This window comes from Anaerococcus octavius, assembly GCF_900445265.1.
Taxonomy (GTDB): Bacteria; Bacillota; Clostridia; order Tissierellales; family Peptoniphilaceae; genus Anaerococcus; species Anaerococcus octavius.
Map to the genome: position 1 here is coordinate 1,463,032 of NZ_UFTA01000002.1, position 20,534 is coordinate 1,483,565.

Genomic DNA, 20,534 nt, shown 5'->3' on the forward strand with positions numbered 1-20,534 from the left:
CTCTAATGTTTTTTTTTACTAGTTTCAATTTCCATTACACGAAGAATATTTGTATATTTAGCAAAATCTTTATTGCCAGCTCCAAGTCCTACTTTTTTAACTTTAAAGCTATCTATTTTTTCACCTTTATCATAATATCTGACTATGGCAGCTCCCGTTGGTGTTACGTGTTCACCTTCTTCATCTAATAATTTTAAATTAATGTCAGAAGCAGATAATATATTTATTACGGCAGGAACTGGTATTGGCATTTGTCCATGAGATGACATTTGATAGCCATATCCTTCGCTAAGGTCTGAAAAATAAATATTTTCCACAGCTAAATCATCTATAAGAACAGCTGTACCTACAATATCAATTATAGAATCGACAGCTCCTACTTCGTGGAAGTGAACTTCTGATTTATCAATACCATGGGCTTTTGATTCTGCATCTGCTATTATATCAAAAATACCAAGGGCATCTGTTTTTGCTCTTTGAGAGATATCTGCTTTATCGATTAATTCTGTGATTTCTTTCAAATGCCTATGGCTATGGTCATGGTGAGCATGAGAATGGCTATACTTATTTCCATTTTCATCTACATGTTCATGTGTTTGTTCGTGATCATGGGAGTGATTGTGGTCATGGCTATGGCCCTCATCTTGATTTTTTAAAATAACATCAAAATTATTAGCATCTATATTATTTTTGATTTTTCTATCAAAAACTAATTCATAACCATCTATACCCATAGATTCAATTGCTTTTACTAGCTTTTCCTTGCTTGCTCCTAAATCTAGAAGGGCAGCAATTGTCATATCTCCTGCAATTCCAGAGTTCATTTCAAAATATAAATCCATTTACTTCTCCTCAATTAATTTATTAATTTGACAAGCATTATAAGCTGCACTATAACCATTGTCTATATTTACAACATTTACACCTTCTGCACATGTATTTAACATAGTAAGTAAAGCAGAAAGCCCTTCAAAATTTGCTCCATATCCTATAGATGTTGGTACAGCTATAATCGGTTTATTTACTAAACCACCTATTACAGTTGGAAGTGCTCCTTCCATACCTGCTATAGCAATGATTACATTTGCTTTTGCTATTTCATCAATTTTTGAAGTTAGCCTATGAAGACCCGAAACTCCAACATCATAAAATTTACTAACATTTGCTCCAAAAAACTCAGCTGTTATTCTTGCTTCTTCTGCTACTTTTAAATCAGCAGTGCCTCCAGTACAAATGGCAACATTTCCAACTTTTGGACTTTGATCATAAATTAGGGAAATTATTCTGCCAGTAGGATCATATGTCACTTCTGGTACAAGTTCTAGCACTTTTTCATATTGGCTAGGAGTTGCTCTTGTCCCTATTACTGATTCTTTACGATCACTAAAAGACTTATAAATTTGTGCAAGGGCAAAGTCTTCTTTGCCCTCACAAAATATAGTCTCGCCAAAACCGCGGCGTTCTTTTCTTTGAAAGTCTAATTTTGCAAAGTCTAAATCTTTATAGTTAAAATCTTTTAAATAATCTAGACCCTCATTTATAGATATTTCTTCATTTTTTATTTTTTCTAAAAATTCTTTATTGTTCATTAGCTAACCATGGATTTACTTCTGTCTTCAAATCATCATCTACAACTTCATCCATAGAACCAGATCTATACCCCTCTAGGTCTATATTTACATATTTAAATCCTAAATCTTTAAATTTTTTAACAATATCATCAGCATGCTCAAATACTTGACCTAGTTTATCTTTTTCTACTTCTATTCTTGTATTGTCTCCATAAACTCTAACTCTATTTACATCAAATCCTAAACTTTCTAGATAGCTTTCTCCTTCTTCAATCATAGGGAATTTATCTATATCAATTCTTGTATTGTATGGAAATCTTGTTGCCATACATGGTTTTGATGGTTTTTTGTGGGTTTCTATAGCTAGTTCTTTGGAATAAGCACGTACTTCTGCTTTGCTAAGTCCAGCTTCATATAGTGGTGATCTTGCTCCAAGATCTTTTAAAGCTTTAATACCTGGTCTAAATACTTGATAGTCATCTAAATTTGTACCATCTACTACATATCCATAGCCAAGTTCATCTTTTAAGTTAAAGCAATTTTCAAAAAGACCTCCCTTGCAATGATAGCATCTGTAATTTACGTTATTTAATAGTTTCTCATTATCCATGATACTTACATTTGCAATGTGAAGTTCTACATCCATTTCTTCTGCTAATCTTACACATTCATCTAGCTCATCTTTTGGAGAGAACTCTGTTACAAAAGTCATTGCTACTACATCATCTTTGTTTTCTCTAAGTTCTGATGCTAGTTTTAAGATAAGTGTACTATCTACACCACCTGAAAATGCTAAAACCATCTTATCCTTTAGCAAATCTTTTATTATATTATCAAGCTTTTCTTTTTTTTCAGTACTAATGCTTGTTACTGTACTTTCCATAAAAAATCCTCCCTTTATATTAAGCTACAATTACAAATAAATTTGTAGCATTATTGACATTTTACAATAATATTTTATCATAGTTTAAATAATTTACATAACTATAAATGAATACTAATGGTTAATTATGCAGCTATTAAGGATTTTTTATAAATAGCAAATATCAAATAAAAAGGCTGATTCTACAAATTTAAGTGCAAAATCAGCCTAATAATGTGAATCAAGTTTTGATAAAATATTTATTTTTAATATTTTAATTTAGAGCACTTGTCAAGCTCATTTATAAAAACCTTTTAGTTATTAATTAGTTATTTAAAGCGCGGTCAACGTTTCTGATAAAGTCTTGAGTATTTGTTACCATTGAAACTGCTGTTACAGTACCTCTATCTGAAAGTTTGTTTACAGCAAATTCTTGGATATCTACTGTGTACATATAAACTGGTCTTACTTCACCATCAAATTCGTTGTATGATGGAGTCATATTACCTGTTGCAATTGTAAATAGGATTGCTGAAAGCATAATCATTGTAGATGTTTTTCTTGAGTGAACTCTCATTGCATTTTGTGCATCGTAAACGTTGTTGATTGTTTCTGGAAGTCCTAATCTATCACGGATTGTTCCTGAGATTACAAAGTCAACGTCGTTATCGATACAAGCTTTGATAAATCCATCTTTAACTTGACCAGATTCTACAAGTGCTTTTGTTGAACCATATTTACGAGCTAAATTTATTGTTTCAAATAAATTTCTTGTTGTATTTTGTTCTTTTTCAAAGTGTTCTTGACCCCAGCTTGTGCCATATAATCCACGTTCAAGGTCAAATGCAGCTGTCTCTGTACCACAGAAAATAGCATTGATATATCCATTTTCTACAAGTCTTTGTAAAGCAGCTCTAGCATCTCTATCTAATGCAATAGCAGAACCTACAACTATTGTTACATAGCCATTGTGTTCTTTTTCATATTTTAAAACTTCATATAAGTTATCATAATCCATTGAGAAAGCTGTTTCTCTAGAACGTCCTGCACGGAAAGCAAATGTATCTTTGTGATCTCCAGCTTCAAGGAATCCTTGTGTCCATACATAAATACCTTCTGATGCATCTTCTGTACGTCCTATAGCAACTTTATCACCTTTTTTAAGGTTTCTAAATTCTACTATATCAACACTTTCTTTACCTGGTGTATCATCTACTACACAAACAGTATCCATTCTTGATTCTGTTGCAAGTACCCATTTATCATTAACTTTAAAATATTCTGGATAAACAGATAAAGCATGGTAATGACGAGGGCTAAGTCCGTCTTCTTTTACTTCTTCAAGTTTAACATTTGGTGCTTCTTTTAAGAAATCTTGATCAAAATCAGGATGATGATATTGTGGCATTTCAAATTTCATCTTATAATTCCTCCTTGCTTTGTTGTTGGTCTCCTGTGATTTCTACATTTGCAGTTTCAGGAATTTCCATATCTTCAGACATTACTCCTTGTGCTGGAGAAACTAATGCTTTTTCACAATTTACTACGAAGTCTTGTACGTTTGTAACCATTGGAACAAAGCCCATGTATTCTCTTGCAGCACCAACTTTATGAACTACATTTTCTGTAACATCTATTGAGTATAGGTATACTGGTGAAACTGTTCCATCATCTCTTTTAATGTAGCTAGATGTCATGTTTGCAACTGATACACTATGAAGCATTGTAGCTATACAAATAACCATTGTTGCTTTATCTAGTTGTTCTTTTGTTGCATCTAAAGCGTCATCTGTATCCCCGTGTACTTCTGGAAGTGGACCATCGTCTCTGATTGATCCTGAAAGTACAAATGGAATGTCCATATCAGAAAGTGTTTTGATGATACCATCTTTTACATTTCCACCAGCAATAAATTCTTTGATAGAACCTGTTGTTCTTACTTCATTAAGTAAGTCTAAGTGGTTATAGTGACCCATTGGTTGGTTTTCTTGTGTGTAGATATTTTGTCCTAATGCTGTTTGTAGGAATCCACCTTCAAGGTCGTGTGTACACATAGCATTTCCAGCTAGTAGGCAATTAATATATCCATTTTCAGCAAGTTTGTTTAACGCATTTCTTGTATCATAGTCAAATACAACACTTGGTCCTAGTACCCAAACAATATAACCATCTTCGCTATCACGTTCATGTTCCATTAAATCAAATAATTTATCATAATCATATGAGAATGATGTTTCTACTGATTTTCCTGGTGTAGAATAAACTGATTCTGGGAAGGCATCCTTATTTACGAAAATTCCACTAGCTACTTCATCTTCGCCGCCTAAAACTACTTGATCCCCTTCTTTTAAGTTTCTAATTTCTTTTACAACTACATCATCACCATCAACTACTGCTACACAGTTAATAGAGTTATGATCTGGTAATATCCATTCTCCATCTTTCTTGTAGTAAGTTGGCATATAAGTTGTTAAATAAAAATTATCTGGTGCTACACCGTCTTTTTCAACTTTACCTAGTTTTACATCTTGTGCGTTTTTGAACTTTTCATCTGAAAAGTCTGGACAAACATATTCTGGTGCTTGAAAACTCATATTTACCTCCAATTTTTTTCTTTTGCTGTCAGTTCTAGTTTTTCATCTTCAAATTTTAGTTTTAACTCTAATGGATTATCTGACTTTTCTTCTAAAATCTTCTTAGAAATTTCTAGATATATTTCTTGTTCGATAAATTTTTTGATGTCTCGAATATCCATATCGTATTTGACTGCAAAGGCTGATAGATTTTTTATAAAATTATCCTCAAATAAAAGCTCGATACGGTTTTCTTTTAAATCATCTGTTAATTTGTCTAAATTAATCTTTATCAACTTATCTATAGAATCTTTTTCTAGTTCTCTAAGATAAAAAACATAATCCACTACATTATTTATACCCGAGATATTGTTTTCTAAATTATTATTTTCTTCAGAAGTAGTTAAAAAAATCATTGTATTTTTTAAATCGATGTCGCGACCCTTGTTATCCTTTAGCTTTCCTTCGCTAAGTATTTGCGAAACTAAGCTTTGAATTTCTACATTCGCTTTTTCGATATTATTAAATACTACAACGCTATATGGTTTTGTTCTTATAGCTTCAGTAAGCACACCGCCTACTTCATATCCGACATATCCAGGAGGAGCTCCTATTAGCTTGGTTACTGCTGATTTTTCGGTAAATTCTCCCATATCAAATCTTAACAAGCTGCTTTCTCCATCAAACAAATACTTTGAAACTAGCTCTGCTATATAACTTTTACCAGCGCCGCTACCGCCTATTAAAAAACTACCAATTGGTTTTGTTCTTTCAAACAAACCTCCTTCTGAAATTAGATAGGTATCTATGATTTTATCAATCATATAATCATTACCTACAAATTCATCTTTCATTTTTCCTCTAATTTCATCTAGGTTTTCAAGTTTATTTAATTGTAGTTTTACCTTAGGCATTCCTGATAATTTGGAAACTATCTCTTTTACTTCAGAACTTGTTACACTAGTACTTAGCGGATAATAAGCTTCTTTGTCATTTAATTTAGAAAGTTTACCCTCCACTAGCTTTTTAGACTTCATTTTTTCATCTAATTCATCGATATTATGCTCATTTTGAGCCATTTCGATGTCAGCTATTATTCCTTCAAGTTCTTTTTCATAAAGTAAAATTTGCTCTTGTCTTTCTTTTTCTTTTTCGTATAACTGAGTTTTTTCTTCTAAAGTAGCCTTTAGATCTTCAATTTCTTTTTCTTTTTCTAGGACTCTATCACGTGAAATGTTGTCTGTTTCATCCATTAAGGCAATTTTTTCAGTTTCAGCTTGGATTAATGCACGGTTTAAATTGTCTATCTCAACAGGCTTTTGATCTTTGGTCATTCGTGTTAATGCACAAGCTTCATCTATTACATCTATGGCAACATCTGGTAATTTTCTGTAAGATAAAAATCTTTTTGATAATTTTACTGCATCTACAAGAGCAGCATCAGAAATTTTTACCATATGATGTTTTTCATATTTACTTTTTATGCCTCGTAATATTGATATTGATGTTTCAACGCTTGGCTCATCTACAATAATTTTTTGGAATCTTCTATCCAATGCACCGTCTTTTTCTATATACTTTTTGTATTCTTCTATAGTTGTTGCACCTATTATTAAAATCTCGCCACGAGCAAGCATTGGTTTTAGGATATTTGCAGTATCCATGGTTCCAGAAGTATTTCCAGCTCCAATTATATTGTGGATTTCATCTATAAATAAAATGATCTTTCCATCTGAATCTTTTACAGTTTCAAGGATTTTCTTTAATCTATCTTCAAAATCTCCCCTAAATTTTGTACCTGCTACAAGAGAAGTCATATCTAAGGAGAAAACTATCCTGTTTTTTAAATTGTCAGGAACATCGCCTTTTACAATTCTTTGGACAATACCTTCCACAATGGCAGTTTTACCAACTCCAGCTTCTCCGATTAATATCGGATTATTTTTTATTCTACGGGATAACACACGAATAGAACTTCGAGTTTCTTCTCCCCTACCAATTACTGGATCAAGTTTGCCCTCAATAGCTTCTTTTGTAAGATTTCGTCCATATTTTTCAAGACTTGCAATAGTTTCTTTGGCTATACCATTTAAAAATTGTTCATTAAATTTTCTTGAAACAAATTGCATAAAGTTTTCATAATCAAGATCATGTTTTCCTAAAATTTTTGAACTTGTAGTCTCAGTTTCTTTTAGCAAAGCCAAGAAAATATGATCTAAATTTATTTTTTCTTCAAATAAATTTCTACAAAGTTCCTCAGCTACTAATAAAACTTTTTGATACGATCTACTTACATAAAGATTTGAAACACCCTTTGCACTTCTAATCCTAGTCAATGCATTTTCCACGTCATCTTTTAGTTGTTGGAAATTAACTGATGATTCTTTTAAAAACTCTTCTATTTGATTGTTAGGATTTTGTAAAATTGCATATAATAAATGCAAATCTGTCACTTCAGAATTGCCATATCTTATTGCAATTTTATTTGCATGATTAATAACATCAACTGCTGCTTGCGAGTACTTTTTTATATCCATTAAGTTAATTACCTCCAAATGCCATGAAAAATATCAAAATTTTTCTTAGATTAAAATTTAACGATAGATAAATATTTATCTATTCCATATGAATTTTTACCCATTAATAAAAATATTTCTCAGGTATAGAAACAAATTGACTCGGCAGAAACCAAATTATATGTTTTTTATAGTAATTCCTAGCTATTATTTATAAACTAAATAAATCCCAAACCTTATTTAATATGTAAGTTTGGGGTTTGAGTGTATATTAAATCTATATTTTAAGTAAAAATCACTTTAAAATACTGTATTTCCCACTTCTTGTAGAATGATTTTGGCTTTTGCCTATATGTAGTATAACATAAAATAAAACGATTTCCAATATTTTTTATCTAATTTGCTAAAAAAACTAAAAACTTCGTAATTTTTTTATCAATATTAGAAAGACTAGGACATTTACAAATTATTTGTACAATTCGTCCCATTATCTCCTATCACAGAGTTTACTATAAGTAAGCAGTTAAAAATAATGATAATATGAAAGATTATAATAAAGTATAGTGCTCTACCAAAGAAAATAATAAAAATACGAATGAATTACTAAGATAATACTATCTAATAAAACAGATTTAGTAAAAATAAACAATGAAGAATTGAATAAAAAATTTAGTGAAGCTAAATAATAGACTAAGAAAACGGTTAGAATATCAAACTTCATTTGATTTATTTACACACGAGCTTATTTTGCTTTAGGTGTCAAAGTATTATTTTTCATTCATCATATAAAACGCTTTTTTATAAGCTATAAATCTCAAATAAATCTTCTCATTTTGTGTAAAGATATGATAAAATGATGATAAATATATTTATATTTGAACAAGAGTTCTATAAAATAAGTTGTTTTAAAGGAGAAAAAATGTCGAGTAAAAGAGCTATAAATGTTTATTCTGAAATAGGCAAGTTAAGATCAGTTTTGTTGCATAGACCTGGAAGAGAAATCGAAAATTTAACTCCAGATGCTTTAGATAGACTGCTTTTTGATGATATTCCGTTTCTAGATATCGCGACTTATGAACATGATGCATTTGCAAAAATTTTAATAGATAATGGTATAGAAGTCTTATATCTAGAAGATCTTGCAGCAGAAGCTATAACTGATAAAAAAATAAAAAATGAATTTGTAGATGAATTTATAAAAGAAGCCAATATACACGGAAATATTCGCAAAAAACTCGTAAAAGACTTTCTAATGAACATCGATACCAATAAAAATATGGTCTTAAATATGATGGAAGGCATCAAAAAAGTTAATATTCCAAACTATAGTGAAACAAGTTTATCAGATATGGTAGAAGCTTCTAATCCATTTATCTCCGATGCTCTTCCAAATTTATATTTTACTAGAGATCCTGCAGCAAATATTGGACATGGTGTATCTTTAAATAGGATGAGAAATGAAACTAGACAAAGAGAAACAATCTTTGCCAAATATATTTTAAAATATCACCCACGATTCAAAGATGCTGAAATTCCTTTATGGTATAACAGGGATGATACAAGTGTAATTGAAGGTGGAGATGAACTTATCCTATCTAAAGAAGTGTTGGCCATAGGTATATCTGAGAGAACTGATGCACCTTCTATAGAAAAGCTTGCAGAAAGAATATTCGCAAATAATGAATCTTTTAAGAAAATTTTAGCCTTACAAATACCAAATAAAAGAGCATTTATGCATTTAGATACTGTATTTACAATGCTAGATTATGATAAATTTACCATACATCCAGAAATAGAAGGACCTTTAACAGTATATTCTTTAACAAAATCTAAAGAAAATGATATAAAAATAAAAAAAGAGAGCTTAGAATTAGATAAGATATTAGAAGAAGCATTAGGGCTTGATAAAGTTACTCTGATAAGATGTGGAGGAAATGATCCAATAGCAGGTGCACGTGAGCAGTGGAGTGATGGAGCTAATACACTTGCAATAGCTCCTGGAGAAGTTATCGTATATTCTAGGAATAAAGTAACAAATAGGCTTTTAGAGGATAATGGTATAAAGGTCCACGTCATTCCATCAAGTGAACTTTCCCGAGGTAGAGGTGGTCCTAGATGTATGTCAATGCCTTTGTGGAGGGATGATATATAAATATAATTAAAGTTATATCAAAGACTCTTAGAAATAATAAATGACGTTCATATTCTATAATTTATCAAATAAATAAAATAACTTAATCTTAGTCAACCAAATAAAATCAAGTCCCCAAACCCTAATAGTTTGGGGACTTTTTACCATCTCATTATCTAGGAATTAAATTTAAAGATAGCTATATTCTAAATAAATTATGTATTACTATCTTATTTAATATAGTAAAATAAAAAACTACCCTATTCAAGTTAGTTTTTAGTCCAACTTAATAGGGTAAGCTTCTAAATAGTTTCATTTCTTAGGTTCTATTTTTTTATACTTCATGTAAGCATTTGCTCCCATAAATATTGATACTATTAAAATCAACCACCAAAATGGACGATTTTTTTGATATTGTAAGTAAGTTATCACCAGTAATAAAACTGCTGTTATTACACTTGTTAGAAACTCTAACTGTTCTAAATTCTTTTTATCCATATTAGATAACTTGGTCTAGAGTTTTCCAAGAAAGTAAGGCGCACTTTACTCTTTGTGGCATATTTTGAATATTTATAAAGGCAACTGCATCTCCTAATTTTTCTAGTTCTTCATCGCTTACTTCTTCTCTTTTGATCATTCTAATATAAATATCAGCCATTTCTTTGGCTTCTTCTTTAGTTTTTCCTATAATAGAATCGCACATTACACTTGTTGCAGCTTGACTTATGGCACAACCATCTCCTGTAAATGCTGCATCTACGATTTTATCTCCATCTGTTTTTAGTTCTAAGACTATCTCATCTCCACAAGATGGATTATGACCTGGTTCTTTTATATCAGCTTCTTCTAATTCGTGTTTGTTAGCTTGGTTTCTAGAATGATCCAAAATTATTTGACTATAAATTTCTTCCATATTCATATTATAAACCCATTACCTTTCTAACATTTAAAAGTTCTTTTGCAAATATTTCTGCTTCTTTTTTTGTATTGTAAAAAGCAAAGCTTGCACGTGCTGTGGCACTTACTTCTAAATACTTGTGAAGTGGCATTGCACAATGATGTCCAGATCTAACTGCCACTCCTTTGTTATCTAATATACTTGCTATATCGTGTGGATGGATATCTTCAAAGGTAAATGATAAAACTGCACCTGTTTTTGCATTTTCTGGGTAGAAAATTTTGATATTTGGTATATCTTTTATCAAATCGTAAGCATAACGGGTTAGCTCTGATTCGTATTTATAAATTTCTTCAACACCGATATTTTCCATATATTTTATGGCTTCAGCAAGACCTATAACACCACCTACATTTTGTGTACCTGCTTCAAATTTGTAAGGAAGCTCTGCAAAAGTTACGTCTTGCTCATAAACATATTCGATCATATCCCCGCCTGTATTAAATGGTTGCATTTTTTCTAAAATTTCTTTTTTACCATAAAGAACTCCTATGCCCATTGGTGCAAGAAGTTTATGACCAGAAAACACTAGAAAATCACAATCTAAATCAGCTACATCTGTTTTTAAATGTGGGATTAGTTGGGCTCCATCTACAATTGCAATAGCTCCAGCTTCATGAGCCCGATTTACGATTTTTTTAACATCGATTATTTCACTGGTGACATTGCTTGCTCCAGTAAAGGAAACAATTTTTGTTTTCTCGTTGATTTTTGTTTTTAAATCGTCATAATCTAAAGAATAATCATCATTTAAATATGCATAAACAAGTTTTGCTCCCGTTTTTTTAGCTACAATTTGCCATGGTACTAGATTTGCATGGTGTTCTAAAATAGTAATTAAAATCTCATCGCCTGCTTTTAAATTATCTAAAGCATAGGAATAAGCTATCAAATTTAAAGCTTCTGTGGCATTTCTTGTAAAGATCACTTCTTCACGATGATTCGCCCCTATGTATTCTTTGATATAATCACGAGAATTTTCATAAGCTTCAGTTGCCACATAACTTAGATAATGAGCCCCTCTGTGAGGATTAGCATTTTGATATTTATAATATCTGTCGACAGCTTCTATAACTTGTTTTGGTTTTTGACTTGTTGCTGCTGTATCAAGGTAGATAACTTCCTTACCTACATTTTTGCTATCTAGGTAAGGAAAGTCAGCTCTAATTTTTTCTATATCCATTTTAGTTCCTTGTATTCATTTTATGAACTGTTTCTTTTAGCTCATCTCTTAAAGATTCATCTTCAATTTTATCAAGGGCTTTTGAGAATGTTGCTTCTAGCATCATTGATTCCGCTTGTTTTTTATCAAAACCACGGCTCATGATGTAAAATAGCATTTCTTTATTTAGTCGTCCAACACTTGCTGCGTGATTACCTGCTACTTCTTTTTCTGCACAAAGAAGGATTGGGGCAGTTTTATTTTTTACATTATCAGAAAACATCATTGAATAATCTCCAATTTTGCCATCTGCTTTAGAGCAACCGTGTTTTAGATCTACAACACCCTTCCAGTTTTTGTGGGCATTATCTTTTAATGCCCCATTAAACATAGCATCTGAATCAGTATCATTTCCATAATGGTCATTGTTCGCAAGTATATCTAGGAATTGATCTTTTTCTTTAAAGTATATTCCATCTTCTATTACTTGTGCTCTATCTCCTTTTAAAATATTTTTTACATTTACTATTGAATAGTCAGCTCCTATTTCAATGTAAGAAATATCTAAAACCGCATCTTCTCCTACAATGGTATTGATAGATTGTAGATTAGTAGAATCTTTTCCAAAATTTGTAACTACAACTAATTTTACTTTTGCATCTTTTTCTACATTTACCCTAACTTGAGAGTTTAAATATAAATTTTCTCCCTCACCTAGGGCTGATATTAAAAATGAAGATTCAGAGTTTTCACGAGCATTGATATCAATGCCTGCTACTAAAATATTATTTTCATCATCAAGTTTTAACTCAATAGATTCAAAATCTTTTTTACCTTCTACATCACGGTAGATGCTAAAGTTTCTAAATTCTTTGTTTTCGCTTTTTGTTTCATCTGAAAGGCCATATTCGTAAGCCTTAAAAGCATCTTCTAAGTCCTTAATTGATTCGCCTTCACTATTTTTAAAGTACTCTTGTTTTTCTTTTAGGCCAAGATTTGTATCAACGTAGTTTAGCCCTTGAGAATTCCAAGTGTACATTCTCATTTCATTTAGTCTACTCATTAACCGTTTGCTCCTTCTAGTTCCATATCTATTAGGTGGTTCATTTCAACTGCGTATTCTAGTGGTAGCTCGCGGCTAACTGGCTCTGCAAATCCACGAACAATCATTGATTTCGCTTCATCTTCTGGAATACCACGGCTCATTAAATAAAATATTTGTGATTGGTTTAGGGAACCAATTTTTGCCTCGTGGCCACAATCTACATCATCATTTCTTATATCTAGTACTGGAATTGTATCTGATTGAGCGTTTTCTCCTAGCATTAAGTTTTCACAGTCTACTGTAGAACGGCTGCCTTTAGCGTTTTTTTTCATTTGAACTAGGGATCTAGTCATTGATTTGCCAGTTCCTGCGGTGATTGATTTTGTAAGGGCTGTTGAATATGTGTTTGCAGCTAGGTGAATCATTGAACATCCATTGTCAATGTATTGACCGTCAGATGCAAAGGTAATACCTGTGTATTCTGCACTAGCACCTTCTCCAGCTAAAACAGATGTAGGATAAAGCATAGAAACTTTTGATCCAAAGGAACCTGATACCCAAATTACTTTTCCGCCTTCATCAACTATAGCACGTTTAGTATTTAGGTTATACATATTTCTTGACCAGTTTTCTATGGTAGAAAATCTTACTTCTGCGTTTTTTCCAACGAAAATTTCTACTGATCCTGCGTGTAGGTTAACAACGTTATATCTAGGTGCTGAGCATCCTTCAATAAAATGAACTTTTGCATTATCTTCTGCAATAATCATTGTATGTTCAAATTGTCCTGCTCCTGGAGCGTTTAATCTGTAATATGATTGAAGTGGAATATCTACTTTCACACCTTCTGGAACATAAATTAATGATCCGCCAGACCAAACTGCACCGTGTAGGGCTGCATATTTGTGAAGTGTAGGTGGGATTGCTCTTTGGAAGTATTCTTTAACTAAATCTTCGTGTTCTTTTAGGGCTGTTGCGAAGTCCATAAATATAACACCTTGGTCTTCTAAGTGTTTTTGAATAGAGAAATATACTTCCTCACTATCGTATTGGGCACCAACACCAGCTAAGGATTCTTGTTCAGCCTGTGGAATACCTAATCTATCAAAGGTTGCTTTGATTTCTTCTGGTAGGGCTTCCCAATTTGATTTTTTATCTGTTTTTGGTTTTACATAGGCTGTAATGTCATCTACATTTAACTCTGATAAATCCGGTCCCCAAGTTGGATTTTCTAGTTGATTAAAGATTTCTAATGATTTTAATCTTCTAATTCTCATCCAATCTGGTTCGCCTTTTTCACGAGATATTTCATTTACGATATCAGCATTGATACCTTTTTCTGTTATTTTATCGTAGGTAAATTCATCTATAAAATCATAGAACCCACGATCAAGTTCTTTTAATTTCTCTTCTATATTGTTACTTGGCATATTTTACACCCATTCGTATCCGCGTTTTTCTATTTCATCCATTAGACTATCATCGCCTTCATGTGCGATCTTTCCATCTTTTATAACATGAACATAATCAGCTTTTATATTTTCTAATAATTCTCTATGGTGAGTAATAATTATTACAGCATTATCTTCTGATAAATAATCTTTAATTCCCTTACTTACAATTCTTACTGCATCGACATCTAGTCCTGAGTCAGTTTCATCTAGCATAGCTAGTTTTGGATTTAGCATTTTTAGTTGTAAAATTTCAGATTTTTTACGTTCACCACCTGAAAAGCCAACATTTACATATCTACTAGCATAATCTTCAGAAAGATTTAAGTTTTCCATTTCTGTTGCTAATTGCTTGCTAAATTTAAGCATTTGTGGTTTTTCACCAGTAATTTGTTCTTCAGAAATTCTTAAAAAGTCGTTTAATTTTACACCTGGAATTTCATCAGGATGTTGGAAAGACATAAATATACCACGGCGTGCGCGTTTATCTACAGATTCTTCTGTAATATCTTCGCCTTCAAAATATATTTTTCCTTCTGTTACTTCATAAACAGGGTTTGCCATAATTGTATTCATCAAAGTTGATTTCCCAGAACCATTTGATCCCATTACAACATGAACTTCACCTTTGTTTACTGTTAGATCTATACCTTTTAAAATCTCTGTATCTTCTACTGATACATGTAGATTTTCAATTTTTAATAACTCAGACATTTGTACCTCTTCTTTATAAATTTAGTAGTAAATTTCATTTAAAATATACTACTTTACTAGGAATTATCAATCATTATGATTCTTTACTCATTGTACCTTTTTTAGGCAATAAAAAAACGAGCCTTGGCTCGTGAATATTTTATTGATTATTAATCTTATTCTCTATAACTTCGACAAGGCTTTTTACTGCTTCTTCCTCGCTATCTCCACTAGCTCTTATTATTAATTCATCACCATTAGAAGCACTCATGCTAAGAACTGACATTATTGACTTGGCATTATAGCTTCTTCCGTTTTTTTCAACTGTGATATCGCAAGGAAATTTCACGGCTGCCCTTATGAAAATTGATGCAGGCCTAGCATGCAAGCCAATTTCATTAGTTAGTGTAACTTTTTGCTCGTACATAGTACCTCCTTTTTTTAGGTTTGTTCTTCTGTACTTATATTACAATATAATTTGTGAAAATGCAAACATTTTCCGAAGGTATTTTAGTAAAGCAAATTACATAAGTAAATAAAAAATCCACCCATAGTGGGTGGATTATACATTAGATTCTTTTTAGCAATTCTATTAAGAATTTGTAATTTTTTTCAACTGACTCTATGCTTACTTTTTCTGATGGTGAGTGAGCTCCTAATATGGTAGGACCAAATGATAACATTTCTACATCTGGCATAATTCCTTTAAATAATCCACATTCTAGACCACCGTGTGTAGTTTCTATTGTCATTTCTGAACCAGTTTGTTCTTTCCATATATCATTTGCAATATCAATTAGTTTTGTTTCTTCTCTTTGCCATCCAGTATAAGAGTTTAACTGCTTGCAATCAGCGCCAAATTGTCTTGCAATTTTTTCTACAATAGCTGCTCTATTAAATTTAGCAGAATCTATTTGACTTCTAGCCATACAAGAAAATTTTACTTCATTGTCATCTTCTTCAAGTACACCTATGTTTGAAGAAGTAATTATTTCTCCATTATATTTTTTAACCAAACCATCTGGTATTGTATAAAGAGTGTTTGCAATGTTTTTAGAAAGTTCTGCTGTTAATACTTCTCCATCAAAGCTTGCATCTTCTAATTTTATTTGACCGTTTGGATCTGTATCTTTTGATTCATTTAGTATATCAGCTATTCTTTGTTCGATAATTTCTTTTGCTTTATCTTTATTTGCTACTGCAAATACAGCTTGTGAAGTTGCTGCTATAGCATTTCTTTTTACTCCACCATTTAATTCTGCAATTTGAAGACCTTCTATATCTACTAAAAGTCTACCAAGAGTTTTTATAGCATTTAAACGACCTTTATCTATTTCCATACCTGAGTGACCGCCTTCAAATCCTCTTAAGTCAAGTTTTAAAAATTCACCCTGGCTAGCTTCCTTTTCTTTTTTAAAGCTGATTTCCAAATCGCATCCACCAGCACAACCTACTGTAAGAATACCATCATCTTCTGTATCGATATTTACTAAATATTTTGCATTAATATCTGATGCATCAAGAGCATTTGCTCCAACCATTGATGTTTCTTCACCAGTTGTAATAATAGCTTCTAGTGGACCGTGTTCTACTTTTTCATCATCAAATATTGCAAGTATTAGTGCAACACCCATACCATCATCAGCACCTAATGTTGTGCCATCAGCTGTTACCCAGTCACCATCGATTAATAATTTGATAGGATCTTTGCTAAAATCATGGTCTGAATCATCTTCTTTTACACAAACCATATCCATATGTCCTTGTAGGGCAACAGTTTCTTTATCTTCGTATCCTGCTGTTGCATCTTTTTTGAAAATAACATTTAAAGCTTCGTCTTGACGTACATCTAAGTTTCTTTCTTTGGCAAAATTTACCAAATAATCAGATACTGCTTTTTCATCTCCAGAACCTCTAGGAATTTCACTAAGTTCACTAAAAAATTTCCAAACAAGTTCAGGTTTTAAATCTTTAATTTCCATAACTAACCTCCATTAAAATCAGTTTAATATATTATACTCATTTATAAACTTATTTACCCAATTTAATTTCTAAATTAAAATATTATTATATTAACTAGCTTTTTTACTTCGTTAAATATTGACGGAAGATATTCTTTAGTGTAATTTACTTTATAGTACAATAAGGAGAATTTTTACAATATGTACAAAAGAAAATCTGGAAAATCTAAAAAAAGAAAAAAAATATTTAAATTACTTATTATTATAATAATAATTTTATTTGTTAGAGAAAAAATCAATGGTGGTAATCTATCCGATAGTTCTAGCTTTTTTAATAAGATTAGCCTAGGGGATTTGATCACTGATAAAAATTTAAAAACAGATGATTTTGATACTCTTAGAAAGAACTTAAAAAAAGAAACAGATTCCGGGAATAATAAAGCCGAGTGGATTTATGATAATTTTGATAATTTGCCTGATACTATGCTCTATTTAGCAGGAAATGACCCAGATACAATTGATTTTGTTTATAATTATCAAAACGGAATTACGAATTTTGAGTTTTATCCTGGTGAGTCTGTAAATCTAGATAGAAAAACACCTTACTTTCTTCAATGGGACAATCGATGGGCTTATAATTCACTTGGTCAGTCAAATGTAGGAATTGCTGGTTGTGGACCAACTTCTATGGCTATGGCTTTAGCTCGCTTAACAGGTGATAATTCTATAACTCCAGATAAAATTTCCATAGATGCCAATGCATATATGGATGCAAGTGGAGTCTCCCGGTCATTTTTTAACGATGAGGCTAGTAAATATGGATATAGAGTTGTCGATATCTCAAATGATAAAGATGCTATGATAGAAGCTCTAAATTATGGTCCTTTGATAGTTTCAGTTACTAGAGGCTATTTTACTCTATTTGGTCATATAGTTATTATTGACTCCTATCAAAATGGTAAATTTATAATAAACGATCCTAATAGCATTAAAAAAAGCCAAATATCTTGGTCATTTAATCAAATCCAAAATCAAATAGCTCATATTTGGCTAGTCTATTAAGGAAAATCTATTTGATAATCTAATTATACGTATATTTTAAATTTAATGGCTAATGTTTTTTATATAATCTCTATTAGCCATTATAATATACTTTTCTTCATCATACTCAAATCTTATCCTTGTATGTCTATAATAATTTTAAGTCAAGCTAGCTTTATTATAAGTTTAAATTAATAATTTCAAATTAATTTAAAAAATTTTCTAAATAATTTCATCGTAAGAACAAATCATAAAAATTATTTAGGTCAGCCTAATCTTTTTATTTTTTTGTTGGAATTTTTTTGTTACTTATATTATAATATTACTTATAAAATCATTACGTTAAATAAAATTGTTTATATATAAACTAAATAAGTATGGCCATACTATTTTTTAACTTATGATTTTTATAAAAATATTATGCAACAAGCAAAAATAAAAAAATATAAAGAGAGGAATTTAATGAATAATATAAATAATTCGAATAAATATAGGCTAACCAGCGTCCTAGCCTTGATGCTAATTTTTTCAAATCCATCAAGTGTATTCGCAAGTGAAGAAAAAGATTTCAATACAGACTATAATTTAAATAGCTTTAAAGCAGACGAGGTTGATGAGAAATCAGTATCTAAAAATGACTTTTCTTCTAATAGCAATACACAAGCAACATATATAGACCAAAACGATGAAAATGTAAAAAATAATAATACCAGTAAAAACGATTATAAGATCGAAGAAAAAGTATCAACTGATAATGAGACTACTGATAATATTCCAACAAATATCAGTGAGAAAAATAATATAAGTAACAATGATACTAAAGATTATATAAGTAATAGTGATACTAAAAATGAGGAAAATCCAACTGAGGATCCACAAATTTTAAGCGATGCTAAGGTGGAAGAAACTGAAGATAAAAATTTAATAACTGTTGTGAAAGATCCTACTTATCCAAGTTACATACCCTTAGATAAAATAGATCAAGACAAATACTATGTATTTGGTCAATATAAAAATAATAGAGAAGATAACGAAGATAGAGCTACTTATACTTTTTATATTGATAGAAATGACCCTTATCAAAAAGTTTACGTTCATTTAAAAAAATTTGATAGTGAAGGAAAAGAATTTGAAAAAGTCTATAAAATCGATTATAACGGTGAATTAAATATCAGAAAATTAGCTACAAACATTTCTAGAAATGAATTAGAAATTTCAGCTTTAGATAAGAAAAACACTGGAGAAAGTACTTTTGGCATTGTAAAAGAAAACGATAATGTAGAAAGTCAAGATAATAAAACTACAACTTATGACATACCCCTAAGAGCTCATCATACTACACATTTTTTAGACGCAGATACTGATAATGATATTCATTCTCCTGTTGTCGCTTCTGGTTTCTTTGGACAGGATATCACGCCTCCACAAGCTCCTAAGAATATTAACAAAGATGGAATAACATATGAGTATACTGGCAAGTCTACTGGTTTGGATAAATTTAGCGAAAATTATAAAATTCTTAAAGAAAATGGTGAAAGTTTTGAATATTATGTAGGTAAAGATAAGAAACAAAAAGTACAAGTAAAAAGAATAGGCGATCAATCGATCATAGACATTACAACCTACGACCAAAACGGAAATATTTTAAAAACATATAAAGATGTTAAAGAAAATGACAAAATTTTAAATGACTTAAACCTATCCTATGTAATTATCAATGAAAATCCTGTTATCTATTCTAACTCTAGTAAAATTTATTATTATAAAAAGTCTAAATCTAAGACTATTGATAATCCAAATGATAAGTCCACTGATAGTTCAAATCATAAAGATAACAATAAAGCTATTGATAATCTTACTGATAATTCGGATCAAAAGTCTAACGATAAAACTAGTAATGAGCTAGATGATAATAATGATAAAAAAGAAAATCATATAGATGAAGACTACAAAAAAGATTTTTTAGATAATCTATTAAGCTTATCTAAATTAACAAATGCAGAAAAAGAAAAGTACTTAGAAAGAATTAACTTGGCTAAATCTAACGGCGACATTTATAAAATCTATAACGAAGCCATTGATTTGAATAATTCAAGAAAGAAGAATGAAGGCTCTAATATAGATGATACCCACATAATTGATAGTGATAAGTCTAGAAAAATAGATAATCATTCATCTATTAAAGATGAAACAAATAATAATGATACATCAGAAGCATCAAAAGAAACTATTGATAAAAATAAAGGAAGTCACGAAAATTCTAATAGCTTGAATAATAATCGTTCTCTAATTTATGTTCCAGATTGCTATAAATATATTAAAGAAGGTTGGTATCTTAAAGAAGATCTTATTAATGATTACCATAATCTTAAACAAGCTATATTCGAAAATCAATCTACATGTGATGTTTTCCAACATTTATTATCTAATACTTCAAGTTTAAGCAAAAAATATTCTGACAAGTTAAGAGAAATGATAAAGCAATCTGAGTCATTGCGTGAAAAAGGAAAAATGGCTTTAAAAGAATATTGTAAGATTCTAGAAATAGATAATTAAAAATAGTTATGGAG

At 30.7% G+C, this 20,534-nt stretch carries 16 protein-coding genes; 3 read left to right on the top strand and 13 right to left on the bottom strand.

From position 1 onward, the window contains the following. Window positions 1-2 precede the first annotated feature (2 nt). From larC to DY249_RS07225, 6 genes are all read right to left on the bottom strand, one after another. Window positions 3-842 carry a nickel pincer cofactor biosynthesis protein LarC gene (larC, locus tag DY249_RS09430; protein WP_115595674.1) on the bottom strand — a complete coding sequence of 280 codons (840 nt, stop codon included), beginning with the start codon at window positions 840-842 and terminating at the stop codon, window positions 3-5. After that, window positions 843-1,589, bottom strand: a complete 747-nt coding sequence (gene larB / locus DY249_RS07205; RefSeq protein WP_115595675.1) for a nickel pincer cofactor biosynthesis protein LarB — start codon at window positions 1,587-1,589, stop codon at window positions 843-845. After that, window positions 1,579-2,454, bottom strand: coding sequence for an ATP-dependent sacrificial sulfur transferase LarE (gene larE, locus DY249_RS07210; RefSeq protein ID WP_115595676.1), 876 nt, complete (start codon window positions 2,452-2,454; stop codon window positions 1,579-1,581). Before larE ends, larB begins: the two co-directional genes overlap by 11 nt. Window positions 2,455-2,758: 304 nt before the next feature. After that, window positions 2,759-3,853 (bottom strand): putative NPN-dependent ornithine cyclodeaminase, encoded by a 1,095-nt coding sequence (locus DY249_RS07215; protein WP_101539613.1) that lies wholly within the window; start codon window positions 3,851-3,853, stop codon window positions 2,759-2,761. 1 nt (window position 3,854) lies between these two features. Next, a complete protein-coding gene (locus DY249_RS07220; protein ID WP_115595677.1) occupies window positions 3,855-5,027 on the bottom strand; it encodes a putative NPN-dependent ornithine cyclodeaminase in 1,173 nt (390 codons plus the stop codon). Between the two features lie 2 nt (window positions 5,028-5,029). After that, window positions 5,030-7,543, bottom strand: a complete 2,514-nt coding sequence (locus DY249_RS07225; protein ID WP_115595678.1) for an ATP-dependent Clp protease ATP-binding subunit — start codon at window positions 7,541-7,543, stop codon at window positions 5,030-5,032. An 898-nt stretch (window positions 7,544-8,441) separates the two neighbouring features. On the opposite strand from DY249_RS07225, the gene arcA reads away from it, so the two are divergent. Then, window positions 8,442-9,674: an arginine deiminase gene (gene arcA / locus DY249_RS07230; RefSeq protein ID WP_115595679.1), complete on the top strand. Its 1,233-nt coding sequence runs from the start codon at window positions 8,442-8,444 to the stop codon at window positions 9,672-9,674. A gap of 478 nt (window positions 9,675-10,152) precedes the next feature. Here the strand turns inward: arcA and sufU are convergent, their stop codons facing one another. The 7 genes from sufU to pepD all read right to left on the bottom strand — a co-directional run bounded on the left by sufU (window position 10,153) and on the right by pepD (window position 16,944). Then, complete coding sequence (sufU, locus tag DY249_RS07240) at window positions 10,153-10,572, bottom strand: Fe-S cluster assembly sulfur transfer protein SufU (RefSeq protein ID WP_101539618.1); 420 nt, start codon at window positions 10,570-10,572, stop codon at window positions 10,153-10,155. Between the two features lies 1 nt (window position 10,573). Further along, window positions 10,574-11,794: an aminotransferase class V-fold PLP-dependent enzyme gene (locus DY249_RS07245; RefSeq protein ID WP_101539619.1), complete on the bottom strand. Its 1,221-nt coding sequence runs from the start codon at window positions 11,792-11,794 to the stop codon at window positions 10,574-10,576. 1 nt (window position 11,795) lies between these two features. Then, complete coding sequence (locus DY249_RS07250) at window positions 11,796-12,836, bottom strand: SufD family Fe-S cluster assembly protein (protein ID WP_115595681.1); 1,041 nt, start codon at window positions 12,834-12,836, stop codon at window positions 11,796-11,798. After that, a complete protein-coding gene (sufB, locus tag DY249_RS07255; RefSeq protein WP_115595682.1) occupies window positions 12,836-14,248 on the bottom strand; it encodes a Fe-S cluster assembly protein SufB in 1,413 nt (470 codons plus the stop codon). The genes DY249_RS07250 and sufB overlap by 1 nt, the downstream gene beginning before the upstream one ends. A gap of 3 nt (window positions 14,249-14,251) precedes the next feature. Continuing rightward, window positions 14,252-14,983: a Fe-S cluster assembly ATPase SufC gene (gene sufC, locus DY249_RS07260; RefSeq protein WP_101539622.1), complete on the bottom strand. Its 732-nt coding sequence runs from the start codon at window positions 14,981-14,983 to the stop codon at window positions 14,252-14,254. A gap of 139 nt (window positions 14,984-15,122) precedes the next feature. Continuing rightward, window positions 15,123-15,389: an HPr family phosphocarrier protein gene (locus DY249_RS07265; RefSeq protein WP_101539623.1), complete on the bottom strand. Its 267-nt coding sequence runs from the start codon at window positions 15,387-15,389 to the stop codon at window positions 15,123-15,125. A gap of 142 nt (window positions 15,390-15,531) precedes the next feature. Continuing rightward, window positions 15,532-16,944 (bottom strand): beta-Ala-His dipeptidase, encoded by a 1,413-nt coding sequence (pepD, locus tag DY249_RS07270; protein ID WP_115595683.1) that lies wholly within the window; start codon window positions 16,942-16,944, stop codon window positions 15,532-15,534. Window positions 16,945-17,124: 180 nt separating this feature from the next. Between pepD and DY249_RS07275 the strand changes: the two genes are divergently transcribed. Beyond that, window positions 17,125-17,985, top strand: coding sequence for a C39 family peptidase (locus DY249_RS07275; protein WP_101539625.1), 861 nt, complete (start codon window positions 17,125-17,127; stop codon window positions 17,983-17,985). Window positions 17,986-18,426: 441 nt separating this feature from the next. After that, window positions 18,427-20,520, top strand: a complete 2,094-nt coding sequence (locus DY249_RS07280; RefSeq protein ID WP_115595684.1) for a hypothetical protein — start codon at window positions 18,427-18,429, stop codon at window positions 20,518-20,520. The last annotated feature ends 14 nt before the right edge of the window (window positions 20,521-20,534 follow it).

Bases quoted from the DNA above. Each gene is read 5' to 3' on its own strand.
- pepD (WP_115595683.1), bottom strand. From the start codon at position 16,944: ATGGAAATTAAAGATTTAAAACCTGAACTTGTTTGGAAATTTTTTAGT.
- DY249_RS07220 (WP_115595677.1), bottom strand. From the start codon at position 5,027: ATGAGTTTTCAAGCACCAGAATATGTTTGTCCAGACTTTTCAGATGAA.
- larC (WP_115595674.1), bottom strand. From the start codon at position 842: ATGGATTTATATTTTGAAATGAACTCTGGAATTGCAGGAGATATGACA.
- DY249_RS07225 (WP_115595678.1), bottom strand. From the start codon at position 7,543: ATGGATATAAAAAAGTACTCGCAAGCAGCAGTTGATGTTATTAATCAT.
- arcA (WP_115595679.1), top strand. From the start codon at position 8,442: ATGTCGAGTAAAAGAGCTATAAATGTTTATTCTGAAATAGGCAAGTTA.
- DY249_RS07275 (WP_101539625.1), top strand. From the start codon at position 17,125: ATGTACAAAAGAAAATCTGGAAAATCTAAAAAAAGAAAAAAAATATTT.
- larB (WP_115595675.1), bottom strand. From the start codon at position 1,589: ATGAACAATAAAGAATTTTTAGAAAAAATAAAAAATGAAGAAATATCT.
- DY249_RS07215 (WP_101539613.1), bottom strand. From the start codon at position 3,853: ATGAAATTTGAAATGCCACAATATCATCATCCTGATTTTGATCAAGAT.
- DY249_RS07245 (WP_101539619.1), bottom strand. From the start codon at position 11,794: ATGGATATAGAAAAAATTAGAGCTGACTTTCCTTACCTAGATAGCAAA.
- DY249_RS07280 (WP_115595684.1), top strand. From the start codon at position 18,427: ATGAATAATATAAATAATTCGAATAAATATAGGCTAACCAGCGTCCTA.
- DY249_RS07250 (WP_115595681.1), bottom strand. From the start codon at position 12,836: ATGAGTAGACTAAATGAAATGAGAATGTACACTTGGAATTCTCAAGGG.
- sufC (WP_101539622.1), bottom strand. From the start codon at position 14,983: ATGTCTGAGTTATTAAAAATTGAAAATCTACATGTATCAGTAGAAGAT.
- sufB (WP_115595682.1), bottom strand. From the start codon at position 14,248: ATGCCAAGTAACAATATAGAAGAGAAATTAAAAGAACTTGATCGTGGG.
- sufU (WP_101539618.1), bottom strand. From the start codon at position 10,572: ATGAATATGGAAGAAATTTATAGTCAAATAATTTTGGATCATTCTAGA.
- larE (WP_115595676.1), bottom strand. From the start codon at position 2,454: ATGGAAAGTACAGTAACAAGCATTAGTACTGAAAAAAAAGAAAAGCTT.
- DY249_RS07265 (WP_101539623.1), bottom strand. From the start codon at position 15,389: ATGTACGAGCAAAAAGTTACACTAACTAATGAAATTGGCTTGCATGCT.